Source organism: Nonomuraea sp. NEAU-A123, from assembly GCF_018603905.1.
Taxonomy (GTDB): Bacteria; Actinomycetota; Actinomycetes; order Streptosporangiales; family Streptosporangiaceae; genus Nonomuraea.
In genome coordinates this window covers 42980-62146 of the sequence record NZ_JAHFZZ010000011.1, presented here as the reverse complement: position 1 = coordinate 62146, position 19167 = coordinate 42980, and the positions used below count along the sequence as shown (strand labels likewise).

Sequence of the window (19167 nt, the reverse complement as noted above, 5' to 3'; positions counted from 1 at the left end):
GTCAGCCTTTCGCGAGGGCCTGGACGACGCGGGAGGGGCTGGGACGGCCGAGCCGTTCGGCCAGCCAGGTGCTCGTGGCCACGAGCTTGTCGAGGTCGAGGCCGGTGTCGATGCCGAGCCCGTGCAGCATCCAGACGAGGTCCTCGGTGGCGAGGTTGCCGGTGGCGGACTCGGCGTAGGGGCAGCCGCCGATGCCACCGGTCGAGGCGTCGACGACGTGCACGCCCGATCGGAGCGCGGCCAGTGTGTTGGCCAGGGCCTGTCCGTACGTGTCGTGGAAGTGCACGGCCAGCCTGTCGGGATCGCGGAACGACTCGATCAGCGCGCTCACGTGTCCGGGGGTGCCGACGCCGATCGTGTCGCCGAGCGACAGTTCGTGGCAGCCCAGGCCGAGCAGCCGCTCGCCGACCGCGACGACCTGCGCGATCGGCGTCGGGCCCTCCCACGGGTCGCCGAAGCACATCGACACGTACGCGCGTACCTTGACACCGTTGTCGAGCGCCCTGGCCACGACCGGCTCGAACATGTCGAACTGGCTCTCCAGGCTGCGGTTCAGGTTCTTGGCGGCGAACGTCTCGGTGGCGCTGGCGAAGATGGCGATCTCCTCGACGTCGTGCGCCAGCGCCCGGTCCAGGCCGCGCTCGTTCGGGACGAGCACCGGGTAGCGGACGCCCGGCCGCCGGTCGAGCCTGGTGAGCAGCTCTTCGGCGTCGGCGAGCTGGGGCACCCAGGTGGGGTGGACGAAGCTGGTGGCCTCGATCACCCGGTGGCCGGCGTCGGCGAGCCGGTCGATGAACTCGGCCTTGACCTCGACCGGGACGATCGCGGACTCGTTCTGCAGGCCGTCGCGCGGGCCCACCTCGTAGACGGTGACCTGGTGCGGGAGACCTTCCATCGGGTACGGCCTGCGCATCAGGACTCCCCCGCCGAGTCCGACGAATCCGACGAGTCCGCCGAGTCCGCCGTGACGACGGCCAGGACGGCGTCCATGTCGACCGGCTGGCCCGCCTGTACGGGCAGGTCGGTGACCTGTCCGTCGCAGGGGGCGGTGACGGTGTGTTCCATCTTCATGGCCTCCACGATGAGGAGCGGCTGGCCCGTGCTCACCCGCTCGCCCGGCTGGACCTTGACGACCAGAACGGTGCCGGGCATGGGGCTTCTGACCACGCCGTCGCCCGTGTGCGCGGCGCCGGGGCGGTCGCCGGGGTCGCCGAGGCGGTGGCGGGTCAGGGCCCACGACTGGCCGTCCCTGCCCAGCCAGAGGGTGTCGTCGTGGCGGGCGTGGGTGTAGTGGGAGGTACGGCCGGCGAGGGTGACGGTCAGCTTGGCGCCGCTGACCACGAGGCTGGCCGGGACGGCCGCACCGAGTACGACGGCGCCCGGCCCGACCATGCCGACCGCGGCGCCCGGCCCGACGGTGTCTGGGGTCTCCCGGTTCGCGGCTGGCGGGGGATTGATGCGGATTTCAGCGGATTTTTCTTGCAGGCCGCGTACCTGGATCGTGTGGACGCCGTCCCGTGACTCCAGCCGCCAGGACGTCCACGCACGCTCGCCGACCCGCCAGCCGTCCGCGACCTCCCAGGGATCCGAACCCACGGGCGCGGTGTGGAAGGCCAGCGCGGCGGCGGCCAGCACCTCGTCGGGCGGCCCGGCGTCGGGGACCAGCGTGGGCAGGACCCGCTCGACCAGCCCGGTGTCGAGCTCGCCCGCCCGCACGGCCGGATGCGCCGCGAGCGCCCGCAGGAACGGCACGTTCGTGATCACGCCCAGCACGGCCGTCTCGGCCAGCGCCTTGTCGAGCCGGCCGAAGGCCGCCTTGCGCGTGGGGGCCCAGGCGATGACCTTGGCCAGCATCGGGTCGAACTCGCTGCCCACGACACCGCCCTCGACCAGCCCGGAGTCCACCCGGACGCTGTCGGGCTCGGCCAGGCGCAGCACCCGGCCGCCCGTGGGCAGGAAGCCGCGCGACGGGTCCTCGGCGTAGACGCGGGCCTCGACGGCGTGGCCGCGCAGCCGTACCTCGTCCTGGGTGATGGGCAGCGGCTCGCCCGCCGCCACCCGGAGCTGGAGCTCCACCAGGTCGAGGTCTGTCACCAGCTCGGTGACCGGGTGCTCCACCTGGAGGCGGGTGTTCATCTCCATGAAGTGGTACTCGCCGGTCGTGCCGTCGACGATGAACTCGACCGTGCCCGCGCTCACGTAACCCACCGCGCGGGCGGCCTCCACCGCCGCGGCGCCCATCCGCTCGCGCATCGCCGCGTCGACGAAGGGCGACGGGGCCTCTTCGATGATCTTCTGGTGGCGGCGTTGCAGGCTGCACTCGCGTTCGCCCAGGTGGACGACGTTGCCGTGGGTGTCGGCCAGGACCTGGATCTCGATGTGGCGGGGGTTCTCGACGTAGCGCTCGATCAGCAGGGTCTCGTCGCCGAACGCGGCGCGGGCCGTACGGCGGGCCGACTCCAGCGCGTCGGGCAGTTCGGCGGCCGAACGGACCAGCACCATGCCCTTGCCGCCCCCGCCCGCCGACGGCTTGATCAGGGCCGGGAACTCGGTCCAGGACAGCAGCGAGTCGCCGGGCTCGGCGCCGCCCGGCACCACCGGGACCCCGGCGGCCGAGACGGTGGCCTTGGCGCGGATCTTGTCGCCCATGGCGTCGATGGCCTCGGGCGGCGGGCCGATGAAGACCAGCCCGGCCGCGGCGCAGCGGCGGGCGAACTCGGCGTTCTCCGCGAGGAACCCGTATCCGGGATGTACGGCCTGCGCACCGGACGCCTCGGCCGCCGCCACGATCGCCCCCATGTCCAGATATTTCGGGACCTGGAGGGCTATGTCTGCCTCGCGGACATGGCGGGCGTCCGCGTCCGAGGCGGTGTGGACGGCCACCGACGTGATGCCGAGCGCACGGAGCGTACGGATGACGCGGACCGCGATCTCACCCCGGTTGGCGATGAGCACGCGACTGAACATCGCCTGCGAACTAAGAGACGGGGCCATGAGCACACTCACATCCGGAAGACGCCGTAGCCGACGGGGTCGAGCGGGGCGTTGGCCGCCGCGGAGAGTGCCAGGCCGAGGACCGTGCGGGTGTCGAGCGGGTCGATCACACCGTCGTCCCACAGCCGGGCGGTGGAGTAGTAAGGGTTGCCCTGGTGCTCGTACTGGGCCCTGATGGCCTCCGCGTCGGCGTTGCCGACGGTGGTGAGCACGTTCGCGGCCTGCTCGCCGCCCATGACCGAGATGCGGGCGTTCGGCCACATCCACAGGAACCTGGGCGAGTACGCCCGCCCGGCCATGGCGTAGTTGCCCGCGCCGAACGACCCGCCGATCACCACCGTGAACTTCGGCACCCTGGCACAGGAGACCGCGGTGACCATCTTGGCGCCGTGCTTGGCGATGCCGCCCGCCTCGTAGGCCTTGCCGACCATGAAGCCGCTGATGTTCTGCAGGAACACCAGCGGGATGCGCCTGCGGTCGCACAGCTCGATGAAGTGCGCGCCCTTCAGCGCGGACTCGCTGAACAGGATGCCGTTGTTCGCGACGATCCCGACCGGGTGTCCGTGCAGGTGGGCGAAGCCGGTGACCAGCGTCGAGCCGTACTCGGCCTTGAACTCCAGGAACCGCGAGCCGTCGACGAGCCGGGCGATGACCTCCCGCACGTCGTACGGCCGGCGGGTGTCGGCGGGCACGATGCCGTAGAGATCGCGCGGATCGTGCCGGGGCTCCGCGGGCTCGGCCCTGTCCCAGGGCCGCTCGGCTCTCGGGGCCAGCGTGGAGACGATGTCGCGGACGATGGCCAGCGCGTGCGCGTCGTCGTCGGCCAGGTGGTCGGTGACGCCGCTGACCCGGGCGTGCAGGTCGCCGCCGCCCAGCTCCTCCGCCGTGACCTCCTCGCCGGTGGCCGCCTTCACCAGCGGCGGGCCGCCGAGGAAGATGGTGCCCTGGTCGCGCACGATGACGGCCTCGTCGCTCATGGCCGGGACGTACGCGCCGCCCGCCGTACAGGAGCCGAGCACGGCGGCGATCTGCGGGATGCCGCGCGCGGACATCGTGGCCTGGTTGTAGAAGATGCGGCCGAAGTGGTCCCGGTCGGGGAAGACCTCGTCCTGCCTGGGGAGGAACGCGCCGCCGGAGTCGACCAGGTACACGCACGGCAGGTGGTTGTGCAGCGCCACCTCCTGCGCGCGCAGGTGCTTCTTGACGGTGATCGGGTAGTACGTGCCGCCCTTCACGGTGGCGTCGTTGGCCACGACCACGCACTCGCGCCCGGCGATCCTGCCGACGCCGGTGATGATCCCGGCGGCCGGGGCCTGGTCGTCGTAGAGGCCGTTGGCGGCCAGCGGCGACAGCTCCAGGAAGCGGGAGCCGGGGTCGAGCAGGCCGTCGACGCGGTCGCGCGGCAGCAGCTTGCCGCGTTCCACGTGACGCTGCCGCGACCGCTCGGGACCGCCCGCGGCGGCCACGGCGAGGCGCTCCAGCAGGTCGGCGGCGAGCCGCTCGTTGAGCGCGGCGTTCTGCTTGAACGCCTCGCTGCCGGGGTCCGCGGCCGAGTTCAGCACCGGCCAGTCGCTCATGTGCCCCCTTCCGTTATGAGGCAGATGTTAGTCATCATTAACGTAACCGTCTACCATGTGAGACGTGACGACGACGCGGAGCCGTGGCACCCGGCGCCTGGAGATCCTCGGCGCGGCCGCGAACCTGTTCGCCGCGCGCGGCTTCCACGGCGTCTCGATCGAGGACATCGGCGGCGCGGTCGGCGTCTCGGGCCCGGCGCTCTACCGCCACTTCAGCGGCAAGGAGGCGCTGCTCGCCGAGATGCTGCTGGGCATCAGCTCGCAGTTGCGCGAGTCGGCCGCCGCGGCGGTCACCTCGCCCGGCGGGCCGGAGGAGACCCTCAACGCGCTGCTGAACGTGCAGATCACCTTCGCACTCGAACAGCCCGCGCTGATCACCGTGCACGACAGGGAACTGGGCAACGTGCCCGAGCGGGAGCGGCGGCAGATCAGGCGGCTGCAGCGGCTGTACGTCGAGGAATGGGTCACCGTGCTGGCCGAGCTGCATCCGTCGTGCCCGCCCGCGCGGCTGCGGGCCGCCACGCACGCCGTCTTCGGGCTGCTCAACTCCACCCCGCACAGCGCCGGCGAACTGCCCGCGCAGGCCATGCGCCCCCTCCTGCACGCGATGGCCAGAGCCGCCATCGCGGCCTCGGTTAACGCTCACTAACAGTCGGCTACAACCGCAAAACATGGGCTTTTCATGCCAACTATCTAGATATATCGTCAAGGTATCTCGATAGTTGGAGGCATCATGCGTGATCCGCACATGTGGGATGACATCCCTCAAGCGGCTACAGAACCCCCACACCCCCACTTCCCGCCGGATCCACCGTTCCCGCCCGGCGCACCACCGCACGCGATGGGCCCGGGCATGCCGCCCATCCCGGGCGGCGGCCCGGGGATGGGCGGCGGTATGCCCGGCGCGCCGCCGATGGGCTGGGAGGGCGGCGCTCCGCGCGTACGGCGGGGAGACGTCAGGGCAGCGCTGCTGAGCCTGCTCAGCGAAGGGCCGAAGAACGGCTACCAGATGATCCAGGACATAGAGGAGCGCAGCCGCGGAGTGTGGCGGCCCAGCCCCGGCTCGGTCTATCCATCCCTCCAGCAACTGGAGGACGAGGGCCTGGTCTCCAGCGACGAGACCGGCGGCTCCCGGATCTACATCCTGACCGAGCAGGGCCGCGAGCAGGCCGAACGGCACCTCGACGGCGAGGCGCCCTGGGACGAGGTGGCGCGCTCGGTGCCCGAGGACCGGCACGAGCTGCGGCTGCTGTGGGCCCAGCTCAACGAGGCGTTCAGCCACCTGACGCGGACGGCCAACGACCAGCAGGTCGCCCAGGCCAAGAAGCTGCTCAGGCAGACACGTAAGTCCGTTTTCCAGATCCTCGCGGAGGACTGACCATGACAGAAGTGGCTGTGGCCGTACACGGCCTGAAGAAGGACTACGGCAAGGTCGAGGCCGTCAAGGGCGTCGACTTCGAGGTGGCCCCCGGCGAGGTCTTCGGTTTCCTCGGCCCGAACGGCGCGGGGAAGACCACCACGATCAGCATGCTCTGCACGCTCGTCAACCCGACCGGCGGCAGCGCCACGGTCGCCGGGTACGACGTGGTGCGCGAGCGCGACGAGGTACGCAGGAACATCGGGCTGGTCTTCCAGGACCCGACGCTCGACGGCTACCTGAGCGCCGAACAGAACCTGCGCTTCCACGCCGAGCTGTACGGCGTGCCGAAGAGCATCGTCGGCGACCGGATCAAGCAGGTCATGGAGATGGTCGCGCTCTGGGACCGCAAGGACGCCAAGGTCATGACGTTCTCCGGCGGCATGAAGCGGCGGCTGGAGATCGCCCGCGGGCTCCTGCACTCGCCCCGGGTGCTGTTCCTGGACGAGCCCACGGTCGGCCTCGACCCGCAGACCCGCTCGGCCATCTGGGGATACATCAACCAGCTCCGGCATCTGGAGGACATCACCATCTTCATGACCACCCACTACATGGACGAGGCCGAGTACTGCGACCGGATCGCGATCATCGACCACGGCGAGATCGTCGTCATCGACTCGCCGGAGGCGCTGAAGGCCAGCATCGGCAAGGACCGGGTGCAGATCCAGACCGGCGACGACGACGCCGCGATCAAGGCGTTACGCGAGAAGTTCGACCTGGACGCGGCCGTGCGCGAGGGCGCGGTGACGTTCGCCGTCGCGTCGGGCGAGGAGTTCGTGCCCCGGCTGTTCGCCGAGCTCGGCATGCCGATCAAGTCGGTGAGCGTCTCACGGCCCTCACTCGACGACGTGTTCATGAACTACACCGGTTCCACGATCCGCGACGCCGAGGAAGGCGCCGAGGCGGGCGGCAGGGCGTGGATGAGAGCGATGGCGAGGCGATAGTCATGGCGACAGAGGCGATCAGCGTCCGGGTACCGGTGCACAGCGCCGGGCACGACCTCCGGGCGGTCAAGGTGGTGCTGCACCGGGAGCTGCTGCGGTTCGTCAACGACCGCACCCGCATGCTGTCGATGCTGCTGCAGCCGGTGCTGTGGCTGTTCGTGATGGGCACCGGGCTGGGCTCGCTGGTGCGCGGCACCATCCCGGGCATCGACTACCGCACCTTCATGTATCCCGGCATGATCTCGATGACCGTGATCATGACCGGTATGTTCTCGGCCGGGTCCATCGTGTGGGACCGCGAGTTCGGCTTCCTGCGCGAGATGCTCGTCGCCCCGGTCTCACGCGGGGCGATCGTGGTCGGCAAGTGCCTGGGCGGGGCCCTGGTGGCCACCGGGCAGGGCGTCGTCATCCTGGCGATGGCCGGGTTGGTCGGCGTACCGTACTCGCCGGCCCTGATCGTCACGCTGCTGGCGGAGATGTTCCTCGCGGCGTTCACGATCACGGCGTTCGGGGTGATGCTGGCGGCGCGGATGCGCAACATGCAGACCTTCTTCGGGCTGATGCAGATGGCGATCATGCCGATGATGTTCCTGTCGGGGGCGATGTTCCCGCTGGCGAACCTGCCGTCGTGGCTGCACCTGCTGACGGTGATCAACCCGATGACGTACGCGGTGGACCCGATGCGGCAGGCGGTCTTCTCCCACCTCGACGTTCCCGCGCAAGTGAACGCGGTGCTCAACCCCGGAGTTCGGTGGTTCGACTTCCAGGTGCCGGTGGGGCTGGAGCTGGGGGTGGTGGCACTTCTGGGGGCTGTTCTGCTGGGGGTGGGGATCGCGCAGTTCAGGCGGGCGGAGTAGGTCGCACGGGGTTTCGCATCCGCCTGCAACGATCTCCTCACGGAGGGTAACTTTCCTGATGGGTCCGCGCCCCATCCCCCTTCGTCAAAGGAGAACCAGCGTTGGATTTGCACTTGGCAGTCATCGACTTGCAGGACAAGGTCTCTGCCCTCCAGACCGATACGGTGAGTGGCGTGCCTGGTATCTCGATCGAACAACGGTTCACCGGCCTGCACGACCGCGTGGACATCGTCGGGAAGAACGTCCTCGACAGGATCGACAAGCGGACGAAAGAGCTCGACGAGAAGATCGCGACGCGAGCGGATCAACTCGAACAGAGGATCGACGCACGAGCCGATCTGCTCTTCGAGAAGGTCTTTCTGCTCAGGAAGGACACGGAAGATGGCTTCGACCGGGTAAATCGGGATATAGCCAGCGTCGAGCTGCGAATCGGCAAGGTCAACGAAAGGATCGACGGCCTTGAGTCGACCGTTGACCAGCGGTTCGAAAAGGTCGACAAGGACATAGCCGAGCTCAAGACCGAAGTCGGTGAGCTCAAGACCGGAGTGGGTGAGCTCAAGACCGGGTTCGGCGAGCTCAAGTCGATGCTCATCAGCCTCGGCGCGAAGGCCCCCGAGTCGTAGCACCGACAGCTGAGGCCCGGGGCAACCGCGCCCCCGGGCCTCAACCATGCCGTTCCGAACCGGTTACCGCTTCACGCGGACATAGTCCCTACGGCTGCTGTCGCCGTAGAAATCGTCGTCCCCGCCGAACACGAACTTCCACGAGCCCGACTTCCACGCCTTGACCCTGGCATACAACTTGCCGCTGTCACCGGACGACGTGGTCTTCACGTACTGCCACTTGTGCGAGCCGACCGGCTTGAAGTACAGCGCGACCTTGCCCGCGTACCCCTCCCAGGCGCCGCTGTCGTCGATCTGCAGCTTGCCCCTGAACTTCAGGTACTTGCCGCGCTTGACCGGCTCCGGGTAGGCGTTGAACTTGATCACGCGGCTGGCCGACTTCTCCGCCGTCGGCGGCGGGGTGGGCTCGACGACCGTGACCTGGTCGGCGTCGCTGACCGAGCCCCTGACGCCTCTGGTGCCGTCGAACTCGGCCCGCCACCAGCCCGAGGACTCAGCGGTCGCGCCGGCCCAGAAGCGGCCGTCGCGGTTGGTCACGTCGCTGGTGACGTACTCCCACCGGCGCGACCCATCGGCCCTGAAGAAGATCGAGATCCGCTGGCCGGGCAGTGCCCGCCAGCCCTCGGCCTGCAGGGTGCCGGTGAAGTTCAGCCGGGCGCCCTTGTCGACGGGCTCGGGTGCGGCGTCGAAGCCGGCGATCCTGCTGTCGCGATCGCGCCTGACCTGGACGTCGACCCGGTCGCTGTCGCTGACCGATGCCCTGGCTTCCTTGTTCCCGCCGAACTCTGCCCGCCAATAGCCGGTGGCCCTGGCCCGCACCTTGGTGACGAACCAGCCGTCGCGGCCGGTGGTGACCGTGGTGACGCCGCGGTAGGCGTCGGCGCCCTTCTCACGGAAGGTGATCGCCACGGACTGCCCGGTGTATCCCTTGCCGTCGGCCTGGAGCCGGCCGGAGACCTTGATCAGGTCGCCGCGGTCCACCTGGCCGGGGCTGGCGCCGAAGTCCACGATCTTGGTGACGAGGGCCTTCTGGATGTCGAAGGTGCCGCTGACGGACTTCTCGCCGTCGCCGTGGGCGATGGCGAGGAAGCTCCACTTGCCGGCGTCCTTCGCCTCGAAGCTCTTCGTACCGGTCCACTTGGTCCGGAAGCCGAACGGCGCCGGCTTGAGCTCGATGGGCGTACCGACGCTCAGGCCGGGCGGCTTGAGCTGGAGCTCGGCCGTCTTCGCGTCCCCGGTGGTGAACGTGAACGTCACCGCTACCGGCTTGTCGAAGACCACGACCGGGGAGCCCGGGCTGAGGTCCACGTTGGAGATGGAGGGGGCCTTGGCCGCGGCCGACGCCGACGGCGCCAGGGCGAGAACCCCGGCGGCCGTCGCGAGCGCGACGGCGGCGACACGGATGCGTTGTAACATGCGGGTTCCTTTCTGGATCCCTGTGTTCAACGCGGCATTGAGGGTGCCACGCTTTTCGTTCCCAGTAAACATTCAGGTTGGCCAGAAAGTTGCCCAATCTGACAAGCTGTTATAGATCGGGGTCAATCGGACCGGTCCACAACATGTCACTCCCGACGGGCAGACGAACCCGGTATCGGGACGACATAATCGCCTTGTGGCGCGCGACTCTGTTGAGACCCATTTCACCCAGGCGGTAACGACGCTGAGGGCGGGCGCGGCCCGTGATCCCGGCCGGCCCGTACGCGAGGGCACGTCCCTGACCGGCGAGCAGTGCCAGACTCTCTTCCAGCGCCAGCTCGACAGCCGCCTGCTCGACATCGCGGCTCGCTGGCTGCGGGAGCAGAACGAGAGCTTCTACACGATCGGCTCGGCCGGCCACGAAGGCAACGCGGCGGTCGCCGCGGCGCTGCGGGCCGGCGACCCCGCGCTGCTGCACTACCGCTCCGGCGCCTTCTACCTGACCAGGTCCGAGCAGGCCGGACGGCTGCCCGAGCAGGGCATCCGCGACGTGCTCATGGGGCTGACCGCCTCGGCGGAGGAGCCGATCGCGGGCGGCCGGCACAAGGTGTTCGGCCATCCCGACCTGGCGATCATCCCGCAGACCTCGACGATCGCCAGCCACCTGCCGCGCGCGGTGGGCGTCGCCTTCGCGATCGAGCGGGCCCGCGCGCTGGACGTCCCCTCGCCGTGGGCGCGTGACGCGATCACCGTGTGCAGCTTCGGCGACGCCTCCGTCAACCACGCCACGGCGCTGACGGGGTTCAACACCGCCGCCTATGCCACGCATCAGGGGCAGGCGCTGCCGATCCTGTTCGTGTGCGAGGACAACGGCATCGGCATCAGCGTCCGCACGCCCAAGGGCTGGGTGGCGGCGAGCGCGCGGCGTCCCGGCATCGAATACTTCGCCGCCGACGGCTGTGACCTGGCCGACGCCTACGACGCGGCCACGCGGGCGGTCCAGCACGTACGGGCCAACCGCTCCCCCGCGTTCCTGCACCTGAGCACGGTCCGGCTCATGGGTCACGCCGGGTCCGACGTCGAGTCCGCCTACCGCACCCAGCGGGAGATCCGCGCCGACATGGAGCGCGACCCGCTCCTCACCACCGCCCGGCTGCTGGTCGAGGCGGGGCTGATGACGCCCGAGGAACTGCTCACGCACTACGAGTCGTCCCGCGAGCACGTGCTGCGGATCGCCCTGGAGACCAGCCGCGGCCCGCGCCTCGGCTCGGCCAAGGAGATCATGGAGCCGCTCGCGCCGCGCCGCGCCGAGATGATCGCCAGGATCAGCCCGGTGGCGGCCGAGGCCTCGGTCAGGGAACGGGCCTTCGCCGGCTCGCTGCCCGAGGCCGAGAAGCCGCTGACGCTCTCCCAGGCCATCAACCGCACGCTGACCGACGCGCTGGCCGTCCACCCGGAGATGATGGTCTTCGGCGAGGACGTCGCCAAGAAGGGCGGCGTCTACGGCGTCACCCGGGGGCTGCAGAAGCGGTTCGGCGCCGGGCGGGTGTTCGACACGCACCTCGACGAGCAGTCCATCCTGGGGCTCGCGCTCGGGTCGGGGGTGTCGAAGCTGCTGCCCGTCCCCGAGATCCAGTATCTGGCGTACCTGCACAACGCGCTCGACCAGCTCAGGGGCGAGGCGTCCACGCTGTCGTTCTTCTCGCGGGGCGCCTACCTCAACCCGATGGTGGTGCGGGTGGCGGGTTACGCGTACCAGAAGGGGTTCGGCGGCCACTTCCACAACGACAACGCGGTCGGCGCCCTGCGCGACATCCCCGGCCTGGTCATCGCCTCGCCGTCGCGTCCTGACGACGCGTCGGCCATGCTGCGCACCTGCCTCGCGGCCGCGCGCACGGAGGGGTCCGTGTGCGTGTTCCTGGAGCCGATCGCGCTCTATCACACGCGCGACCTGTTCGAGGAGGGTGACGGGGGCTGGCTCGCGCCGTACGCGCCGCCGTCGCGCTGGCCCGAGACGCACGTGCCGATCGGGCGGGCGCGGTCCTATGGGGATGGGCGCGATCTCACGATCGTCACGTTCGGCAACGGGCTGCGGATGAGTCTGCGGGCCGCCGTCCGTCTCACGCAGGAGGGTTATGGCTGCCGAGTGCTGGACCTGCGGTGGCTGGCGCCGCTGCCGGTGGAGGACCTGGTACGGGCGGCGGAGCTGACGGGCAAGGTGCTGATCGCCGACGAGACCCGGCACACGGGCGGGGTGTCCGAGGGGATCGTGGCCGAGCTGGTGGACGCGGGGTTCTCGGGGCAGGTGGGGCGGGTGACGTCGGCGGACAGCTTCATTCCGCTGGGAGATGCGGCCAGCCATGTGCTGATGTCCGAGGAGGAAATCGAACAGGCGGCGCGAAAGCTGCTTGGCTGATTTCTCTGTACGGTTGAGCGCAGTGAGCTCCACTGCTTTTTTCGGTTTTTTGTACGGCTAAGCACGGTGAGCCCCAATCATCGACCGGGGCTGGGGACTGTCCAGGGGCACGCTTCTCCGGTGGAGGTGGCTGGGCGCCGTGACGTGCGCATGATTGGCCGTGTTCTTCGGGCCTGGGCTGGGCGACGTTGACAGGCGCCGGATTCCGCCGTACCAGCTCTCACCGACGCGGCGCTCGGATGGCCCTCGCGGGCTTTTGGGCCCCCCGCTAGTACGGCGAAGGGCCGCCGAACATCTCCGCCACTCGGGAAGCCAGTGTCACGTCGCCCGTTATCTTCAGGCGGCCGGACATCAGCAAGGCGGCCGGGTTGGCGGTGCCCGCGAGGATGCGGAGGAGGTCTGCGGCCGGGAGGGTGAGCGAGAGGGACGGGGTGCGGGCGGGGCCGGGGAAGGCGCGGGCTCGGGGGCCTCGGATGGCGATGGTCCAGGTGGAGCGGGGTTGGAGGCGGAATTCGAGGGTGCCGTTGAAGCCGAACGCCTTGTCCGGCTGGAAGGAGCGGGCCATGAGGGTGAACAGGAGGCGCTGGCGGCCGGGAGTCAGCCAGCGGGTCAGGTCCTCCTCCGAGCGGGCCGCGACGAACCGGGACAGCAGGTGCCGGCCCGTGAGGCGGGCTCGTTTGCGGGCCGCGGCGAACAGGTCCGCCGGGGTGGGGGCCGGGCGGTGGGTGACGCGGGACAGTTCCGCGTCCTCGTCGATCACGTACGGCTGGGACAGCGTCCTGGCCGGGGACCGCCTGGAGAGGGCGGCTTCAATGGCCGGGGCGAGTCGCAAGGATTTGTCTCGCTCGCGATCATCACGACCTTCGGTGAATGCGGGAAGGACCTTTTTCCCGAACAATTCAAGGCTTTCGCAAATATGCTCGTGGCGATTCGGCCCAGCCTGGAGCACGAAGATCATTTGATCTACGCCGACCGCCTCGTACCGGGTAATGAGGTCGATGAGTTGCTGCGGGCTGCCCAAGGCACCCGCGAGCGGATCCGTCCCTTGCGGCCCCACTTTGGGGCCGTCTTTCGTGAAATTTCCCCAAATGCTGCTGTGGCCGGGAGTGTGTTTCGACGGACCGTAATAATGCGCCAAAGCATAGGCGAAGAACGCGGCCCCGAGAGCGCCCCGGCGCCGGGCCTCGGCGGGATCCTCGTGGCACATCATCGGCAGCACGATCGCCAGATTGGCGTTGACCGCGAACCCCGCCGGCACGCACTCCTCCGACTCCAGCAGCCGGTAGTAGTCCCGCGACCACTTCCCCGCGTCCTCCGGATGCACGAACGCGAACGACAGCGCCCCGATCCCGTTCCGCGCCGCCAGGTGGATCGTCTCCCGCCGCGAGCAGGCCACCCACAGCGGCGGGTGCGGCTTCTGCACGGTCTTCGGGATCACGTTGCGCGGCGGCATCCGCAGGTACGGCGAGTGCCACCCGGCGAACGGCTCCTCGACGAACATCCGGGTGATCGCGTCCAGCGAGTCCTGCCACATGGCCCGCTTACGCTCCCGGTCCACGCCGAACCCGCCCAGCTCGGCCGCCGAGCTCGCCTCCCCGGTGCCGAAGTCGACCCGGCCACCTGAGACGAGGTCGAGCGTGGCGATCCGTTCGGCGACCCTGGCAGGGTGGTTGACCGGCGGCGGCACCTGGACGATGCCGTGGCCGAGCCGGATGTTCCTGGTGCGCTGTGAGGCGGCGGCGAGGAACACCTCGGGTGCCGCCGAGTGCGAGTACTCCTCCAAGAAGTGGTGCTCGACCTCCCACACGTAGTCGAACCCCACCCGGTCGGCGATCTCGACCTGCTCCAGTGCGTCGGCGTACAGGCGCTGCTCGCTGTCCGGCTCCCAGGGGCGGGGCAGCTGATGCTCGTAGAAGATTCCGAACCGCACCTCAAGCCTCCGGTCTAGCTGGCCTTATAGATGACCGTCTCCCGAACTGGACGTAACGTCAACAGCGCCCAAACCAGTTGTCCGGCGGACCCGCCGGGACCTAGCTTGTAGTGATCATCGTTTCGCGGAGGGGGCGTTACGTGCTGGATGCCGCCGTGCATGCCTATCTCAGGTCGGTGGCCGGGACCCGGGCGCATCGGGCCGGGCCGTTCGTGATCCGGTTCGATGAGCATGACGACGCGCTCCCCTTCAACTACGCCGTACCCGACGACCACAGCGCCCCCACGGCGGATGAGGTCGCCGCGCTGGTGGCGGCGTTCCGTGCGCGGGCGCGGACACCACGGGTGGAGTACCTGCCGCAGGCGGCGCCGAAGGTGGAGGACGCGCTGCTCGTGGCCGGGTTCAGCGCGGAAGGCCGCTACCCGGTCCTGGTGTGTTCGCCGGACGAGGCGGTGGACGCGCCCGTCGACTCAGGCGTCCGGCTCGCGCTCGTGACCGATGAGCCCGGCCTCTGGCGCGTCGCTCGGGTGATGAACGAGGTGTTCGAGGCGCCGGAGGCCAACGAGCACGACGTCGCGCGGCTTCGGCGGGTCCTGAACGGTGGCGGGTTCGTGGCCGCCGCCGTGGACATCACCACCGGGGACGTGGTCGGCGCCGGGCAGATCGGCGGCCCGCATCAAGGCGTCGCCGAGGTCGCGGGTATCGCGGTGCGTCCCTCGCATCGGCGGCGGGGCATCGCGGGAGCGGTCACGGCGCTGCTGACCCGCGCGGGCATCGAAGCCGGGATCACGACACCGTTCCTCACACCCGCCGACGACGGCGCCGCGCGGGTCTACGCCCGCGTCGGCTACCGGAAGGTGGGCGAGGCCCTGCACATCTCGCTCCGCTAGAGCACCTGCCAAGCGGCTCAGCCCGCTCCGCTGGAGCGCCCGCCAAGCGGCTCAACCCGCTCCGCTGGAGCGCCCGCCAAGCGGCCAGTTCGCTCCGCAAAGCGCCTGGTCACTGGCTCAGCCAGGGCCGCATGTCTGCGTATTGGCTGGCCGCGCTCCGTACCCGGGCTGGGTCAGGTTTCGCGGCGGAGTGGGCTGAGCCAGATCGGGATCCAGCTGAGCGCCATGATCGACGCGCCCGCCCACATGGCGGTCCCGGTGCCCCAGACCTCGCCGAGGAGGCCCGCCAGCAGACCGCCGACGCCGACCGCGCCCATCAGGATCAGGCGCATGGTGGCGTTCACCCGGCCGAGCATCGGGTCGGGCGTGACCTGCTGCCTGAAGCTGACGAGCAGTACGTTGTTCACCCCTGTCCGGAAGCACAGGAGGCTCCACGCGGCCGCCGAGACCCAGACGCTCCAGCCGACGAGCGGCACCAGGCCCGCGAACGGCGCGGTGGCCAGACCGACGACGCACACGCCACGCCCACGGCCGAGCCGTCGGCCGATCAGGTGAGCGGTCGAGGAGCCGGCCAGCGAACCCAGCCCACCGACGGCGAGGTAGGCCCCGAGCACCCAGGCGGGCTGCCCGAGCTCATTCACGAGGAGCACGGGCAGCAGCGTCGAGCAGAGCGGGAACCCGAGGTTCGACAGACCGCCCTGTGCCGCGATGGCGACGAGGATCCGGTTGCCGAACAGGTACCGCACCCCCTCCCCGATCTGCCGTCCGAACCGCTCTCCGGGGACGAGGGCCGGCCGGGGTTCCGGCTTGCTGATCCGGCGCAGCCACACGGCCGACCACAGGTAGGTGAGAGCGTCGAGCAGGATCGCCACCGGCGCGCCCGCGAGGGTCACCAGCACACCGGCGGCGCTTCTGCCGCCCACGTCCATCGCCGCGTTCGTGCCCACGAGCACCGAGTTGGCGGCGGTGAGCCGGTCGCGGCCGACCAGGTGCGGGACCGTGCTCTGGGAGGCGACGTCGAAGAAGAGCGTGCCGACCCCCGTCACGATGGCGACGCCGTACAACTGGGCCATCGTGAGCGCGCCCAGCCACCACGCGACCGGCACCGACGCCAGGAGCACAGCGCGAACGAGGTCCGTCGCGATCATCACGGGGCGGCGCCTGACCCGGTCCACCCAGGCCCCGGCGGGCAGGCCCAGCACGAGCACGGTGATCGTGGTGAGGGCGCTGAGCAGGCCCACTTCGCCGGGTCCCGCGTTGAGGGCGGTCACCGCGAGCAGCGGCATCGCCACATAGCCGACCTGGGTGCCGAACTGGCTGACCGCCGACGCCAGGTAGAGGTTTCTGAAGGAGGGTTCACGCAGGAGCGGGATCTCGGCAACAGCTGTCATGCCCCATAGATGATGCGATAGTGGATCTGGCGGCCACTGATTAAGCAGAGGGTTAATCGAATGAGCCTTGAACTGACATTCACCGCGCAGGATGCGGCCAATGTCCGTTTCGCCGTTTCTCCTCTGTGGGAGGTCGTCGCCAGCGTCCGGGTGGTGAAGAACCCGGCCGCGCATGCCGTACTCAAACCCTGGGTGGAGCGGGTACGACGGCCGCTCGCCGATGTCGACTGGCGGTTGCTGTCCGACCTGGTGCCGGTGCCGACGACCTCGATCGTCTGCTTCGTCTGCCCGCCGCCCTCGACCTCCGTACCCGACCTGGAGGTGGAGCTTGCCACGATGGCGGCGCTGGCGCCCCTGGTCCAGGAGGGGCTCGACGTCTGGGACGGTCCGCGCACCAGAGCGCTCCAAGCGCTCCACGACGACCCCGTGGGCGGCCTCGAGCGGCTGGCCGGGGAGATCCGCGGCTACTGGGAAGCGGCCATCGCGCCGTACTGGCCCCGGATCAGCACCCTGCTCGAAGGCGACGTGCTCTACCGGGCCAGGGCACTGGCCGAGGGTGGACTGCGGCGCATGCTCAGCGACCTCGACGCGGCCGTGACCTGGGAGGGAGAGACGCTCCGCCTGCCGAAGACGGTCAGCGAAGGAGTGCGCCCGCTGCGCGGGCTGGGGCTGTTGCTCGTGCCGTCGGTGTTCACCTGGCCGCGTGTCTTCTCGGTCACGACCCCGCCCTGGCAGCCCACGATCCGCTACCCGCCGCGTGGCGTCGCAACGCTCTGGGAGCACCGCGAGAGCGACCCGCCGCAGGCGCTGGCCGCCGTACTCGGCCGGACCCGCGCCCGGCTGCTGGCCGAACTCGACCAGCCCGCCTCGACCAGGGAACTGGCCACCCGCCTCGACCTGTCCGAGCCAGGCGCGAACCAGCACCTCACCGCGCTCCGCAAAGCCGGACTGGCCAGTGCGCACCGTACGGGAAGATACGTGCTCTATGCCCGTACGGCTGTCGCCGAGGCACTTCTTGCCGGAGACGCGAGGTCTGCCGACAGCGTGCGTGAAAGCGATCGGGCGGTTCGGGGGATAAGAGGTATCCGCTGATCGTTCGAAGGGTGGCACATGACGGGGCAAGCATCGTGAAAGGGCGGCCGTGGTGACGGCGCTGCCCTGGATCTCCGGCCGCGCCGCTCAGGGGCCGGTCGACCGGGGCGAGGTCATTCCGGGGTCACTTGTCGACGCCGAGGTGTTCGGGGCGGTGTTCGACGCCTACTTCGGCGACATTCACGGCTATGTCGCCCAGCGGCTCGGCGTGGACCATGCCGAGGACGTCGTCTCCGACACGTTCCTCATCGCGTTCAGGAAGCGCGCGCAGTACGACCCGGCGCGCGCGACTGTGCGGTCCTGGCTGTTCGGCATCGCGACCAAACTCATCGGCAAGCATCGCCGCCTGGAGGCGCGGACGCTGCGCGCGCTGGGACGGTACGGTCCCGACGGCGACGCGCCTGGTCACGAGGACCGGGTGTCCGCGCGGGTCAGCGCCCAGAGCCTGCAGCCGAGCCTGGCGTCCGCGCTGGCGGGGCTGGAGCAGCGGGATCGCGACGTCATCCTGCTCGTCGCGCTGGCCGGGCTGAGCCATGAGGAGATCGCCACGGCGCTCGGCATCCCGTACGGCACGGTCGGCTCCCGGCTGAGCCGGGCCAGGAAGAAGCTGCGCGGCTCCCTGGGCGGTACCAATCCGATGCTCGTCCCCGAGGAGGCCGACCATGGATGAGCTGTCCTCGATCCGCGAACTGTACGGCGAGCCGCCGACCGACCCGGCGCTCAAGGCCAGGGTCCGCGAGCGGCTGGAGGCCGAGCGGCGGCGCTCCTCGCGTACCTCGTGGTTCTCCTGGCGGGCGGCCGTGGGCGGTCTCGCGGCGGCGGCGGTCGCCGTGGCGGCTGTGGTGGCGTTCGCTTCGCCTCCTACAGCGGTTGAAACCGTCTCCGGGCGGTCGATCCTGCTGGCCGCCGCGACCACGGCGGCGTCGGGCCCGGCGGGCAAGGGGACGTACTGGCACATCGAGAAGCTCCACGACGGCACGAAGGTCACCGACCTCTGGGCCACCCGCGACGGGAAGGCGTGGACGGGCGAGCGGATGGCGGGCCGGGCCGCGAAGGTCGTCGTGTTCTCGGGCAAGAGGGCGCCGTTCAGCATGGCCGGGAAGGATCTGACGTTCGAGCAGATCCAGCGGCTGCCGACCGACCCGGCCGCGCTGAAGGAATGGGTGATCGGGATGTTGCCCGCCGGGTCCGGCGACGGTGTCCTTGCGGACGCGGTCAGCGGGCTGCTGTGGAGCAAGCCGTCGCCGCCGGGCGTCCGGGCGGCGGCCTACCGGCTGCTCGGGGATCTGCCGAACGTCCGTTACCTGGGCCGGAGCACCGACCAGCGGGGCCGGACCGGTGACGCGTTCGCGTTCAAGCTGGACGGCGATCCGGCTGTCGAGCGGACGCTGATCATCGACGCGGCCAGCTCGCAGGTGCTGTCCTGCATCGACAGCGCGGGGGTGTACGGCAGGGGTACGCAGCGGTCCGAGGTGGTCCTGGGTGCCGGTTGGACCGACAAGGGCCCGGCCGTATCCGAGACCGCAGGCACACGGCCGTAACCCCATAAGTCAGGGCACGTCCATGCCCTGACCTCGCCGCCCCCGCGCGGATCCACCTGAGGGATCCGCGCCACACCCC

General features: G+C 70.0%; 16 protein-coding genes. 10 read left to right on the top strand and 6 right to left on the bottom strand.

The window, feature by feature from the left end; all coding sequences use genetic code 11:
• Position 1 precedes the first annotated feature (1 nt).
• Genes KLK06_RS32080 through KLK06_RS32070 form a run of 3 tightly spaced genes read right to left on the bottom strand, consistent with a single transcriptional unit; the run spans position 2 to position 4571 of the window.
• Positions 2–913, bottom strand: coding sequence for a hydroxymethylglutaryl-CoA lyase (locus KLK06_RS32080; protein WP_214639418.1), 912 nt, complete (start codon positions 911–913; stop codon positions 2–4).
• On the bottom strand, positions 913–2967 hold the full coding sequence (locus tag KLK06_RS32075) for a biotin carboxylase N-terminal domain-containing protein (RefSeq protein WP_214639417.1): 2055 nt from the start codon (positions 2965–2967) through the stop codon (positions 913–915). The genes KLK06_RS32080 and KLK06_RS32075 overlap by 1 nt, the downstream gene beginning before the upstream one ends.
• Positions 2968–3002: 35 nt before the next feature.
• Positions 3003–4571: a carboxyl transferase domain-containing protein gene (locus KLK06_RS32070; protein WP_214639416.1), complete on the bottom strand. Its 1569-nt coding sequence runs from the start codon at positions 4569–4571 to the stop codon at positions 3003–3005.
• A 64-nt stretch (positions 4572–4635) separates the two neighbouring features.
• Between KLK06_RS32070 and KLK06_RS32065 the strand changes: the two genes are divergently transcribed.
• The 5 genes from KLK06_RS32065 (at position 4636) to KLK06_RS32045 (ending at position 8412) form a co-directional block, all read left to right on the top strand.
• On the top strand, positions 4636–5220 hold the full coding sequence (locus KLK06_RS32065) for a TetR/AcrR family transcriptional regulator (RefSeq protein ID WP_214639415.1): 585 nt from the start codon (positions 4636–4638) through the stop codon (positions 5218–5220).
• 84 nt (positions 5221–5304) lie between these two features.
• A complete protein-coding gene (locus tag KLK06_RS32060; protein ID WP_214639414.1) occupies positions 5305–5949 on the top strand; it encodes a PadR family transcriptional regulator in 645 nt (214 codons plus the stop codon).
• 2 nt (positions 5950–5951) lie between these two features.
• Positions 5952–6932, top strand: a complete 981-nt coding sequence (locus KLK06_RS32055) for an ATP-binding cassette domain-containing protein (protein WP_214639413.1) — start codon at positions 5952–5954, stop codon at positions 6930–6932.
• A 2-nt stretch (positions 6933–6934) separates the two neighbouring features.
• A complete protein-coding gene (locus tag KLK06_RS32050) occupies positions 6935–7789 on the top strand; it encodes an ABC transporter permease (RefSeq protein ID WP_214639412.1) in 855 nt (284 codons plus the stop codon).
• A 113-nt stretch (positions 7790–7902) separates the two neighbouring features.
• Complete coding sequence (locus tag KLK06_RS32045; protein WP_214639411.1) at positions 7903–8412, top strand: hypothetical protein; 510 nt, start codon at positions 7903–7905, stop codon at positions 8410–8412.
• Positions 8413–8475: 63 nt separating this feature from the next.
• On the opposite strand, the gene KLK06_RS32040 is transcribed toward KLK06_RS32045, so the two are convergent.
• Positions 8476–9828 carry a hypothetical protein gene (locus tag KLK06_RS32040; RefSeq protein ID WP_214639410.1) on the bottom strand — a complete coding sequence of 451 codons (1353 nt, stop codon included), beginning with the start codon at positions 9826–9828 and terminating at the stop codon, positions 8476–8478.
• A 196-nt stretch (positions 9829–10024) separates the two neighbouring features.
• Between KLK06_RS32040 and KLK06_RS32035 the strand changes: the two genes are divergently transcribed.
• On the top strand, positions 10025–12244 hold the full coding sequence (locus KLK06_RS32035) for a thiamine pyrophosphate-dependent enzyme (RefSeq protein WP_214639409.1): 2220 nt from the start codon (positions 10025–10027) through the stop codon (positions 12242–12244).
• Positions 12245–12512: 268 nt separating this feature from the next.
• On the opposite strand, the gene KLK06_RS32030 is transcribed toward KLK06_RS32035, so the two are convergent.
• The gene (locus tag KLK06_RS32030) at positions 12513–14174 is read right to left on the bottom strand and encodes an LLM class flavin-dependent oxidoreductase (protein WP_214639408.1); all 1662 of its coding nucleotides are present in this window, start codon (positions 14172–14174) and stop codon (positions 12513–12515) included.
• A gap of 140 nt (positions 14175–14314) precedes the next feature.
• Between KLK06_RS32030 and KLK06_RS32025 the strand changes: the two genes are divergently transcribed.
• Positions 14315–15064, top strand: coding sequence for a GNAT family N-acetyltransferase (locus KLK06_RS32025; protein ID WP_214639407.1), 750 nt, complete (start codon positions 14315–14317; stop codon positions 15062–15064).
• 173 nt (positions 15065–15237) lie between these two features.
• On the opposite strand, the gene KLK06_RS32020 is transcribed toward KLK06_RS32025, so the two are convergent.
• Positions 15238–16455 carry an MFS transporter gene (locus tag KLK06_RS32020; RefSeq protein ID WP_214639406.1) on the bottom strand — a complete coding sequence of 406 codons (1218 nt, stop codon included), beginning with the start codon at positions 16453–16455 and terminating at the stop codon, positions 15238–15240.
• A 60-nt stretch (positions 16456–16515) separates the two neighbouring features.
• Between KLK06_RS32020 and KLK06_RS32015 the strand changes: the two genes are divergently transcribed.
• From KLK06_RS32015 to KLK06_RS32005, 3 genes are read left to right on the top strand one after another with little or no spacing between them, the layout of a single operon-like run.
• Entirely contained in the window at positions 16516–17547 is a 1032-nt protein-coding gene (locus KLK06_RS32015; protein WP_250906346.1) for a DUF5937 family protein, read from the top strand.
• 52 nt (positions 17548–17599) lie between these two features.
• Entirely contained in the window at positions 17600–18217 is a 618-nt protein-coding gene (locus KLK06_RS32010) for an RNA polymerase sigma factor (RefSeq protein WP_308168539.1), read from the top strand.
• A complete protein-coding gene (locus KLK06_RS32005; protein ID WP_214639405.1) occupies positions 18210–19088 on the top strand; it encodes a CU044_5270 family protein in 879 nt (292 codons plus the stop codon). The genes KLK06_RS32010 and KLK06_RS32005 overlap by 8 nt, the downstream gene beginning before the upstream one ends.
• Positions 19089–19167: the final 79 nt, after the last annotated feature.